The sequence below is a fragment of the Flavobacterium sp. genome, assembly GCF_039916025.1.
GTDB lineage: Bacteria > Bacteroidota > Bacteroidia > Flavobacteriales > Flavobacteriaceae > Flavobacterium.
The window spans coordinates 1-10,840 of sequence record NZ_JBDSMB010000056.1; the positions used below are offsets into that span (position 1 = coordinate 1).

The following is a 10,840-nucleotide window of genomic DNA, read 5'->3' on the forward strand; positions in this document are numbered from 1 at the left end:
AAGGCAAATACATTGTATCCATAACTTCAGTATAATACTCGTCTGGATATTTTTTAGTGTCTTTAATAAGCTTGATTTTTTTATTCAGTCTTCTTCCAGCATATGGATCATCATCAGTTCCTACACTGTAATAATTCTCATACATGTATTTATCATAAGGAGTCATTTTTGCAGGATCAGTATCATTGAAAGCAAAATCTCCAATGCTTCCACCTTTTCCGCCTCCTTTTCCACCCTTACCAGTAGAAGTTTGTCCAACTTCATCAGCAAGAATAGCCAAACGCACTCTTATTGTAGAATCTTTTACCCATTCTACAAATTGACGGTACTCGCTATTTGTTATTTCAGTTTCATCCATATAGAATGATCTAACTGTAACAGTTTTAGTTGGTGAATCCTGAATATTTGCTGGGTCATCATCCGATTTACCCATAATGTATGCTCCACCAGGTATTAAAGTCATTCCAAATGGCTTTTCTGGATGCCATTTTTTTCCTTTAACTCCTACCAATTCACCTTTATCACTTGATCCACCACAACTGGTTAATAAAGCTAAAAATGACGCAAATGTTATGAACTTCTTCATATGTATATTTTGGGGTTAATTTGAATATTTTTTTAAGGCCGTAAACCTATTTATTATTTTTCAAAAAAGCAATTAATTAATATTAAATTTCACTTACAATTTTCCATCATAATAATTCACATTCCAAAAATAGAATTATTCTTGTAATTAAAAAAATAATTTATCGATAAAATGCATCTTTTAACGATAAAGTGTCGCTTTTTTATATAATTTGTAGGTTTATTTATATTTGTATTTTATTAAATTGAATTTTTTCGTTGTGCTTTCCACCATCTTTCTGGTATTTCGTTGCCACAGGCAGCTAAATATTCATCATGTGAACAAGATAATAACGTGTTTTTTTTAAGTTTATTGTGTTGACCTGCAAAAAAATTAATTTCTATCCACCATCTTCCGGTTTTATTACTCTTATAGAAAACCAATTCTTCGTTTTCTAACGGCACAATGTATTTTATATAATTTTCTTTTGTTCCAAAAGGATATTCATTTGAACGATAATTAACTCCTTCAATAAAGTACCAGATTATTTGAGAAATAAGAACTGACCCTTCTTTTTTATTGTTGTAATTAAAAATTCCTAATGAACTCACTTTGTCACTAATACCGGCATATCTCGATAAACTACAGATTTCTTTTCCATCAAATCCGTTTGGCGTAAAAGTAATAAAATTTCCTGAATAAGAGGACTTTACAGCATTTAAATCTATACTAACTATATCTGCATCCCGTAAAGTTGGCTCTGATAATTCAATATTGTTTGAAATTTCTCCTAATCTGTAAGCATCAAAAAATAATTTTTCGATTAAATCAATCTCTTCCTGCGAATTATAATAAGTTTGATATCCTATATTAGTATAATTAAAAAGATTATTCGGCTCATCCAAAATTATTTTTGACAAATAAGAATTGGCTTTAATTCCATCTTCCTGTTTCCCAAAATCAAATTTGCTATCTATAGAAACCAGATTAACCATTTGCTCCTGATTATCGTATGCTCTGTATAATGGATAGGTCAAATCCTGTGAACCTCCAATAACTATAGGGATAATTCCTTTGCGGATTAATTTAGCTGCTACTTTTTGTAAAGCAAAAAAAGTGTCTTCTAAAGAATTTCCCGGAACAATATCTCCTAAATCAGCAATCGAACTTTGCCAGTTCCCCGGAAACAAACCATATAATTCTTTACGGACAGCATCCAGATTTACTTCATCATCAACGTAATTTACTGCACCACGGTTTTCTAATACGCCAATAATGGCAATCTTAACTTTGTCGATGTCCGGAAAATCCTTATCAGTGTGAAAAGTAACTTTACTTCCCAAATGTTGGGATGACAATCCGTTTATATATTGAATAATTTCGTTATCAACAGGTGATAGAAAATCAAATTCCATAGTTTATTTCTTTTTAGCTACTGCTTTTTTAGCAGGTGCTTTTTTGGTGGTTTTTTTAGCCGCAGTCTTTTTTGCCGGTGTTTTCTTTTCGATTAACTCTTTCACTTCTTCCAAAGTCAATTTTGAAGCATCAACATCTTTATTTAATTCTATCTTGATTTTGCCTTTAGTGATTACTGATTTTCCCCAACGTGCTTTTTCAACCAAAATTCCTTCTTCCTTCCAGTTATGAATTACCTTATCGATGTTTTTTTGCAATTTCTCTTCTATCAATTCTTCTACATCAGACTGAGATAAATTATCAAAATTATATTTTTTACTTACGTTGATAAAAATGCCATTCCATTTCAAAAATGGCCCAAAACGACCAACACCTTTTTGAACAGGCTCATTTTTATACGTTGCAATCGGAGCATCTGCTTGCGCTTTCTCATTAATTAACTCTTGTGCTCTTTCCATAGTCACATCCAATGGATCTTCCCCTTTTGGCAATGAAATGAATTGTTTTCCGAAACGAACATAAGGCCCAAAACGGCCATTGCTTACTTCAACATCCTCTCCTTTATATACACCTAAGTTTTTTGGCAGTAAAAACAAATTCAATGCTTCTTCCAAAGTGATGCTTCCAATATTTTGTTCCTGACGCAAACTCGCAAATTGCTTTTCTTCATCATCAGCTTCACCAATTTGTGCAACCGGCCCAAATTTCCCTAAACGAACTAAAACCTGTTTACCTGTTTTTGGATCTTTACCTAATATTCTTTCGCCGCTTTCTCTTTCGGCTGTATCCTGAACCTGAACAACATTTGGATGGAATTTATCGTAGAATTCCTGCATCATCTTTGCCCAATCAATATTTCCTTCAGCGATTTCGTCAAAATCCTGCTCGACTTTGGCAGTGAAATTATAATCCAATATCGCTGCAAAATTCTTTACCAAAAAATCATTCACAATAGTTCCGATATCTGTTGGCACTAATTTGCCTTTATCAGAACCTGTATTTTCTTTTAAAATTTTTTCGTCAACTTTATTTGCCTGAAGCGTAAGCTGCGTATATTTTCTTTCTACGCCTTCTAAGTTCCCTTTTTCAACATACGTTCTGGCAATAATCGTAGAAATTGTTGGCGCATAAGTCGATGGACGACCAATACCCAATTCTTCTAATTTCTTTACCAAAGAAGCTTCTGTGTATCTTGAAGCCGCTCTTGTATATCTTTCAGTTGCAGTGATGTTATTGTTTAACAATCTTTCATTCACTTTCAACGCTGGCAACATTCCTTCCTGTTCTTCATCGTCATCGTCATTGCCTTCTAAATATACTTTTAAGAAACCTTCAAATTTGATTACTTCACCTGATGCCTGGAAAATCTCAGAGTGATTATTAGCTTCAATCCTTACATTAGTTCTTTCTAATTCAGCATCGCTCATTTGAGATGCCAATGTTCTTTTCCAAATCAAATCGTATAAACGTGCCTGATCTCTTTCGACATTCACCGAACTTCTCGACATATCTGTTGGACGTATCGCTTCGTGAGCTTCCTGCGCGCCTTTACTTTTCGTATTGAAAGTTCTTGGTTTTGAGAACTCTTTCCCGTACGACTTGCTAATTTCAGCTTCAGCCGCAGCCATCGCTTCCTGTGACAAGTTCACACTATCCGTTCTCATATAAGTAATCAAACCTGCTTCGTATAAACGCTGTGCGATTTGCATCGTAATTCCAACTGGCAAATACAATTTACGGGCAGCTTCCTGTTGCAACGTTGATGTTGTAAATGGAGCAGCCGGCGATTTCTTAGTCGGCTTAGTTTCCAAATCGGCTACTTTATAAGTAGAACCAATATTTTTATTCAAAAAATCTTCGGCTTCTTTTTTAGTAGCGAAGTTTTTTGGTAATTTGGCTTTCACCACTTTTCCTGCTTCGTTAGTGAATTCAGCTGTTACTGAATAAGACGCTACTGCTTTGAAGTCTTGTATTTCTCTTTCTCTTTCAACAATTAGTCTAACCGAAACAGATTGAACACGACCGGCAGATAATCCGCCTTTTACTTTTTTCCATAATACCGGAGAAAGTTCATATCCTACTAATCTGTCTAAAACTCTACGTGCCTGTTGTGCATTAACTAAGTTATAATCGATTTCTCTTGGATTGTCAATAGCTTTTAAAATCGCATTTTTTGTGATTTCATGAAAAACAATACGTTTGGTTTTGGCTTTATCTAATTTTAATTCTTCCGCTAAGTGCCAGGAAATTGCTTCTCCTTCTCGGTCCTCATCGGAAGCTAACCAAACCATATCGGCATTTTTAGCTAAACTCTTCAGCTTCGTAACTAAAGCTTTCTTATCGGATGAGACTTCGTATTTTGGCTTAAAACCGTTGAGAACATCTACTCCTATTTCCTTGGAAGGCAAGTCGGCAATATGCCCGTAGCTTGACTCTACCTGGAATTCACTTCCTAAAAATTTTTCGATTGTTTTTGCCTTTGCTGGTGACTCAACGATAACTAAATTCTTTGCCATATCCCGATTGTTTGTGTCGGCAAAAGTATGTGATTTTTTTATATACTGCGCTTTTGAATTTTTAAAAAGAAAGTTTTATTCGCTTTTACCTCTTAAAAGAGCAACAATAATTATTATAAAAATAGCAGCTCCGACAACCCAAGCCCACGGTTGTACATACCATTCACCACTGCCATCATCGACATTCAAATCTACATCAACTGTTTTTTTTGTTGTGGTAGTTTCCTGTGCCCAGATAAGAGTTTGGGAAAGAAAAAGTACTGCAGTTGCAAAATACTTTAAAGAAGCGTTTCTAATGTGTGTTAGTTGTTTCATCTTTTTAGTTTTAATTAATATTTGTTATGATTTTGTTTCTCAAATTTAGAGCAATAAGCCTGATAGAATGTTACATATTAAAATTGAAATGTTACAGAATTTTATTAGGCAGAAAATAGCATTTTCTTTTTAAAAACTAAATCTAAGTTAATTCTCAACTGCCATCTTGTCACATTTTGTAATTTAGTATTATCTTTGCCTTTCTGTTTTTCGAATTTAAAACACCAATCAATAATGAGACTTTATACGCCTTTCATTTTTATCGTCCTTTTTTTGATATGGGTACTTTATAGATTATTTGTAAAGAAAGATTTGAAAAACAATATGAATGACTTATTTGCCGGACTATTCTTTTTGGGTGTTTGGTTTGCATTATATTATTTTTTATTAGCATAAATGGAAAAGGAAATTGATGAGAAGAAACAAGGCAGTAGTCTTGTTTTGGAACAAAAAGCTGGAAATACAAAGAAACTATTTATAGAAAGTTATGGCTGTGCGATGAATTTTTCGGATAGTGAAATCGTAGCTTCTATCATGACCAACGAAGGTTATAACACTACTACTATATTAGAAGAAGCCGATTTGGTTTTGGTAAACACTTGTTCTATAAGAGATAAAGCCGAACAAACTGTTAGAAAACGTTTGGAAAAATACAATGCGGTAAAACGCGAAGTAAACCCCGGAATGAAAGTTGGCGTTTTGGGCTGTATGGCAGAACGTTTGAAAGAGAAATTTCTTGACGAAGAGAAAATTGTCGACATGGTTGTTGGCCCGGATGCTTATAAAGATCTACCAAACTTACTAAGAGAAGTCGAAGATGGCAGAGATGCTATCAATGTGATTTTATCAAAAGAAGAAACCTATGGCGATATTTCACCTGTGCGTTTGATGAGCAATGGCGTTACCGCTCTTGTTTCTATTACACGTGGTTGCGATAATATGTGCACCTTTTGCGTGGTGCCTTTCACACGCGGACGTGAACGAAGCCGTGAACCTCAAAGCATATTAGGAGAAATCAAAGATTTATGGGATAAAGGATTTAAGGAAATAACGCTGTTGGGACAAAATGTCGACAGTTATCTTTGGTATGGTGGCGGTTTGAAAAAGGATTTTGAAAAAGCTACCGAAATGCAACAAGCTACTGCAGTCGATTTTGATCAATTGCTTGAAATGGTAGCGATTCAATTCCCTAAAATGCGTATCCGATTTTCGACATCCAATCCGCAGGACATGCACGAAAGTGTTTTGTATGTGATTGCGAAATACCCAAACATCTGTAAACATGTCCACTTACCTGTTCAAAGTGGTAGTGACCGGGTTTTAAAAGCGATGAATCGTTTACACACTAGAGCCGAATATATGGCCCTGATTGATAAAATAAAAACCATACTTCCTGAAAGTTCTATTACACAGGATATGATTGCTGGTTTCCCAACAGAGACGGAAGAAGATCATCAGGATACTTTGGACTTGATGGAATATGTGAAATATAGTTTTGGTTATATGTATGCTTATTCCGAACGTCCCGGAACTTTGGCCGAACGTAAAATGGATGATGATGTTGCAGAAGAAACCAAGCAAAGACGTTTACAGGAAATTGTGGACTTGCAACGCAAGCATGGTTTGGAAAGAACCCAGGAATTTGTTGGCAAAACTGTAGAAGTTTTGGTAGAGAAAGTTTCTAAAAAATCAGAAGAACAATTATCAGGAAGGAATTCACAGAGCTTAGTGGTTGTTTTCCCAAGAGAGAATTATAAAATTGGAGATTTCGTAAATGTAAAAATCACCAACTGTACCAGTGGAACCCTTATCGGAGAAGCCGTTGGATATAGTGATATGCAAATTAACTAATTATGGAAAGCGTTCAAAACATAAAACAACGATTTGAGATTATTGGGAATGACCCAAAACTTAATCGTGCAATAGAAAAAGCCATACAGGTTGCTCCAACTGATATTTCGGTGTTGGTTGTCGGAGAAAGTGGTGTTGGTAAAGAAAGTATTCCCAGAATCATTCATACGCTTTCGCATAGAAAACACGGAAAATATATCGCTGTAAACTGTGGAGCTATCCCGGAAGGAACCATTGACAGTGAACTTTTCGGACACGAAAAAGGCTCGTTTACCGGTGCCAATGCTGCGCGTGAAGGTTATTTTGAAGTAGCAGATGGCGGAACTATTTTCCTGGATGAAGTTGGTGAATTGCCCTTGACAACCCAAGTGCGTTTGCTACGTGTTTTAGAAAACGGAGAGTTTATCAAAGTCGGTTCTTCGCAGGTTCAAAAAACCAATGTACGTATTGTTGCGGCTACGAATGTAAATTTATTTGATGCTATCGAGAAAGGAAAATTCCGTGAAGATTTATATTATCGTTTGAGCACGGTTGATATTCCGTTGCCGGCATTACGTGACAGGAAAGATGACATTCATTTATTATTTCGGAAATTTGCTTCAGATTTTGCGCATAAATACAAAATGCCGCCCGTTAAACTGAGCGATGAAGCTGTTCAGTTTTTGCAAAAATACCGCTGGAGCGGAAACATTCGTCAGCTTAGAAATTTTGCCGAGCAACTTTCCGTTTTGGAAACAAATCGTGAGATTACCTTAGCAACCATTCAATCCTATTTACCTATTGAAGGCAGTAATTTGCCTTCTGTTATTGGCGGAAAAAAGGCAACGAATGATTTTTCTACCGAAAGAGATATTCTTTACAAAGTGCTTTTTGACATGAAAAGTGATTTGCATGATTTGAAAAAGTTAACCATGGAATTAATGCAAAACGGAAGTTCTAAAGTACAGGAAATGAATAAGAATTTGATTCAGAAAGTATTTGGACAAAAGGAAGAAACTGCTTCTAATTTTGCAGATGAACCAAGATTGAATTCGAGCACTTCACAAAATGAAGTAGACCAAGAGGAATTTGACGATGACGATGATACCAATTACTTAATGGCCGAAACGATTGACGAAGAAGAAGTATTGAAATTAGAGCAAAAAGAAATTGAACTTATCAAGAAATCTTTGGAACGTCACAGAGGCAAAAGAAAAGCAGCAGCAGATGAGTTAGGAATCTCTGAAAGAACACTTTATCGGAAAATTAAGCAATACGACCTATAATTTTTTTATTTAACAAATAAGGTTTTACGTTTACGCAACCCAAATTAATATCAATACCTATGAAAAAAATTATCTTTCTTTTCGCTTTAGCTGCCACATTATTCTCTTGTACTGATAATGATGACACTATTGTTAATGATTCTGATTTGCAAAAAGTTGTTTTTTATGGCGGCACGTCAAACGAAAGACAATGGAACATCAACAATGATTTATTGACAAACATTACACTTGCTGATGGAACTATCGTTGAAGAATTCACCTATGATTCACAAAATCGTGTTATCCTTGACGTAAAATATACTAGTGGTGTTATTTCAGAAACTAATACAATCACTTACAACTCAGACAATAAAATTAGTAGCATTAACGGATTGCCTTATACATTTAACGCTGCTACAAGAACTTATGCGTATTCATATGGAAGTAGTTTTACAATAAGCTGTGTGGTTAATGAAGATATGTTAGCCGTTGATTTCATAAGAACTGGTACAGGTGCCGGAGAATATCACATGATGTATGCTAGTGGGAATATGACTTCATTTGAAAAAATGACCAGTGGTTCAACTGATATCGTTAAAAATTTCCATTTTGATGGAACATATGTTGCTAATACTAATCCTCTCTATAATGCTGTTTTAGCTGCAGCAAGAGTAAAATCGTTAACGGATCCAAATTTCTTTGTAGACAGTGTGGCTTCGACAGGAATAGCAGGAGGTTTTGACAGAGGGGCAGCTGACCCAAATTATTATCATTATGGTATAGCAATGTCTACTTCTAATACTCCAACACATAACATTAAAGATTTCTCAATTGGCACAGAGGTTTTAGACGGTAGCATGAACCTTGTTGACTTCTATGCTTTTGCCGAATACTACTACCAATTTTAGCCTTCCATAATTCAAAATAAATAATTACTTTAGCGGTCTTTAATTGTTACCATGAAGTTTTTAAAAATACTTTCTATTTTCATCCTTGCTCTTTGCGTCAACAGTTGTTCTGTGTATAACTTTACAGGAGCCAAGCCTATCGATGCCAAGACATTTCAGGTGAATTATTTTCAGAATAATGCCGAATTGATTGAACCTGGAATCGAAAGAAAATTTACAATAAAACTTCAGGAAATTATTCAGAATCAAACCAATTTGAATTTGACCAATTCCAATGGCGATTTGCTTTATGAAGGTGAAATCGTAGAATACAGAACAACACCTATGCAAGCCACTGCTGCTCAAACTGCTGCTCAAAGCAGATTGACTATTTCAGTGATGGTTCGTTTTAACAATAAAAATAAAGAAGCCGATAACTTTGAGAAACGTTTTTCTTTTTATAGAGATTATGAAGGAAGCACACTTCCAACGGGCTCGGTATTAAATGACTATATCGATGAAATTTTTGAGCGTATAACGCAGGATGTTTTTAATGAGTCTTTGGCCAAATGGTAAAACTAGTAAGCAGTATTCAGTAGCAGTTGGCAGTTTTTTTTGTAAATTGACACCTCTTAAACTGAACACTGAACACTGAACACTGAAAAATTGAATTTAACAGATTATACATACTTACTCAATAAACCGGATGCTATCAATGATAGATACGCTGACACATTGGATAGTGTTTTAAGTGCATTTCCATACTTTCAAAGTGCCCGTGTATTGAAGTTAAAGCATCTGTATAATCAGGATAGTTTTAATTATAATTATGCTTTAAAAGTTTCTGCGGCATATACTACAGACAGAAGCATTTTATTCGACTTTATCACTTCAGATTCGTTTGTTTCTGTACAAAAAGGCTTGTATGAAAAGAAACTGGAGGAGCTAATGAATATGAGCGTCATTGGAAGCGAACATATTATCGTGGAAGCAAATCAGCCAGTCGTTGATGCCTTGGAACAATCGATTTTAACTTCTATTAAAGAAGCTACAACTACAGAAGAACAAAAGGCCGAAGAAAAATTAGCTATCGGAAAACCATTAGAGTTCTCAAAAAACGAAAAGCATTCTTTCCAGGAATGGCTGCAATTGTCGCGATTAAAACCAATCGTCAGAGAAGAAAACAGCGCTTTAATTGATAATGATAAAAAGAAAAAATCTGATTTAATAGACAAGTTCATCGAAAACAATCCGAAGCTAACTCCAATAGCAAAAGACGCCACAGTCCCAGCAATAGAAGTCATTTCAGAAGATACTTCCCAATTGATGACAGAGACTTTAGCCCGGGTATATTTAGAACAAAAAAAATATTCAAAAGCAATTCAGGCCTATGAAATATTAATTTTGAAATATCCAGAAAAAAGTAGTTTCTTTGCAGACCGAATTTCGGATATTAAAACTTTACAACAAAATAATAATTTATAAGAATGGCTAATTTTACAATTTTTTTAGTGCTAATAACAATAGTTTGTTTTCTATTGATAATCGTGATTATGGTACAAAACCCTAAAGGTGGTGGTTTATCTTCATCACTAGGTGGATCAACTCAAATGGGTGGTGTTCAAAAAACAACTGACTTTTTAGATAAAAGTACTTGGACGCTTGCTACTTTATTAATTGTTTTGATTTTATTATCAAGTTTAAGCTTTCCTGGAATGATGGGCGCTTCAGAATCTAAAATAATTGATGAGAATGCTACTCCAAAAACTTCAGTGCCAGCTCCGGCTAAACCAGCTGAAACTCCAAAAAAATAAATTATATTTCATAAATATAATGCCAGCACTGACATGCTGGCATTTTTTTTTGTAAAAAAAGTCAGTTTTAGTACTTGGCACAATTTCTGACTAGCAGTAAACACAACATTCAAATAACATAAACATACAATTATGGCATTAAATATCAAACCTCTTTCAGACAGAGTGATCATTGAACCTGCAGCGGCAGAAACTCAAACTGCTTCCGGAATTATTATTCCTGACACTGCTA

The 10,840-nt window shown here is 34.9% G+C and carries 10 protein-coding genes and 1 pseudogene; 7 read left to right on the top strand and 4 right to left on the bottom strand.

Features of this window, described 5'->3' with window-relative positions; translation table 11 throughout:
• The 4 genes from ABIQ27_RS03200 to ABIQ27_RS03215 form a co-directional block, all read right to left on the bottom strand.
• On the bottom strand, positions 1 to 586 hold a 586-nt coding region (locus ABIQ27_RS03200; RefSeq protein WP_348031992.1), incomplete at its 3' end, for an SUMF1/EgtB/PvdO family nonheme iron enzyme.
• A gap of 239 nt (positions 587 to 825) precedes the next feature.
• The gene (locus ABIQ27_RS03205) at positions 826 to 1,980 is read right to left on the bottom strand and encodes a formimidoylglutamase (RefSeq protein ID WP_348031994.1); all 1,155 of its coding nucleotides are present in this window, start codon (positions 1,978 to 1,980) and stop codon (positions 826 to 828) included.
• A gap of 3 nt (positions 1,981 to 1,983) precedes the next feature.
• A complete protein-coding gene (topA, locus tag ABIQ27_RS03210) occupies positions 1,984 to 4,497 on the bottom strand; it encodes a type I DNA topoisomerase (protein WP_348031996.1) in 2,514 nt (837 codons plus the stop codon).
• A 75-nt stretch (positions 4,498 to 4,572) separates the two neighbouring features.
• Positions 4,573 to 4,812, bottom strand: coding sequence for a hypothetical protein (locus ABIQ27_RS03215; RefSeq protein WP_348031998.1), 240 nt, complete (start codon positions 4,810 to 4,812; stop codon positions 4,573 to 4,575).
• Positions 4,813 to 5,208: 396 nt separating this feature from the next.
• On the opposite strand from ABIQ27_RS03215, the gene miaB reads away from it, so the two are divergent.
• The 7 genes and pseudogenes from miaB to ABIQ27_RS03250 form a co-directional block, all read left to right on the top strand.
• Positions 5,209 to 6,663 carry a tRNA (N6-isopentenyl adenosine(37)-C2)-methylthiotransferase MiaB gene (gene miaB / locus ABIQ27_RS03220; RefSeq protein ID WP_348032000.1) on the top strand — a complete coding sequence of 485 codons (1,455 nt, stop codon included), beginning with the start codon at positions 5,209 to 5,211 and terminating at the stop codon, positions 6,661 to 6,663.
• Positions 6,664 to 6,665: 2 nt separating this feature from the next.
• The gene (locus ABIQ27_RS03225; RefSeq protein WP_348032001.1) at positions 6,666 to 7,928 is read left to right on the top strand and encodes a sigma-54 dependent transcriptional regulator; all 1,263 of its coding nucleotides are present in this window, start codon (positions 6,666 to 6,668) and stop codon (positions 7,926 to 7,928) included.
• Positions 7,929 to 7,987: 59 nt separating this feature from the next.
• Positions 7,988 to 8,815, top strand: a complete 828-nt coding sequence (locus tag ABIQ27_RS03230; RefSeq protein ID WP_348032003.1) for a hypothetical protein — start codon at positions 7,988 to 7,990, stop codon at positions 8,813 to 8,815.
• 51 nt (positions 8,816 to 8,866) lie between these two features.
• Entirely contained in the window at positions 8,867 to 9,370 is a 504-nt protein-coding gene (gene lptE / locus ABIQ27_RS03235; RefSeq protein WP_348032005.1) for an LPS assembly lipoprotein LptE, read from the top strand.
• A gap of 90 nt (positions 9,371 to 9,460) precedes the next feature.
• Positions 9,461 to 10,279: a tetratricopeptide repeat protein gene (locus ABIQ27_RS03240; protein WP_348032007.1), complete on the top strand. Its 819-nt coding sequence runs from the start codon at positions 9,461 to 9,463 to the stop codon at positions 10,277 to 10,279.
• Between the two features lie 2 nt (positions 10,280 to 10,281).
• Positions 10,282 to 10,608, top strand: coding sequence for a preprotein translocase subunit SecG (secG, locus tag ABIQ27_RS03245; protein ID WP_348032009.1), 327 nt, complete (start codon positions 10,282 to 10,284; stop codon positions 10,606 to 10,608).
• 132 nt (positions 10,609 to 10,740) lie between these two features.
• Positions 10,741 to 10,840 (top strand): annotated as a pseudogene (locus tag ABIQ27_RS03250) (co-chaperone GroES); the annotation flags it as partial.

Bases quoted from the DNA above. Each gene is read 5' to 3' on its own strand.
- secG (WP_348032009.1), top strand. From the start codon at position 10,282: ATGGCTAATTTTACAATTTTTTTAGTGCTAATAACAATAGTTTGTTTT.
- ABIQ27_RS03225 (WP_348032001.1), top strand. From the start codon at position 6,666: ATGGAAAGCGTTCAAAACATAAAACAACGATTTGAGATTATTGGGAAT.
- topA (WP_348031996.1), bottom strand. From the start codon at position 4,497: ATGGCAAAGAATTTAGTTATCGTTGAGTCACCAGCAAAGGCAAAAACA.
- ABIQ27_RS03230 (WP_348032003.1), top strand. From the start codon at position 7,988: ATGAAAAAAATTATCTTTCTTTTCGCTTTAGCTGCCACATTATTCTCT.
- ABIQ27_RS03205 (WP_348031994.1), bottom strand. From the start codon at position 1,980: ATGGAATTTGATTTTCTATCACCTGTTGATAACGAAATTATTCAATAT.
- miaB (WP_348032000.1), top strand. From the start codon at position 5,209: ATGGAAAAGGAAATTGATGAGAAGAAACAAGGCAGTAGTCTTGTTTTG.
- lptE (WP_348032005.1), top strand. From the start codon at position 8,867: ATGAAGTTTTTAAAAATACTTTCTATTTTCATCCTTGCTCTTTGCGTC.
- ABIQ27_RS03215 (WP_348031998.1), bottom strand. From the start codon at position 4,812: ATGAAACAACTAACACACATTAGAAACGCTTCTTTAAAGTATTTTGCA.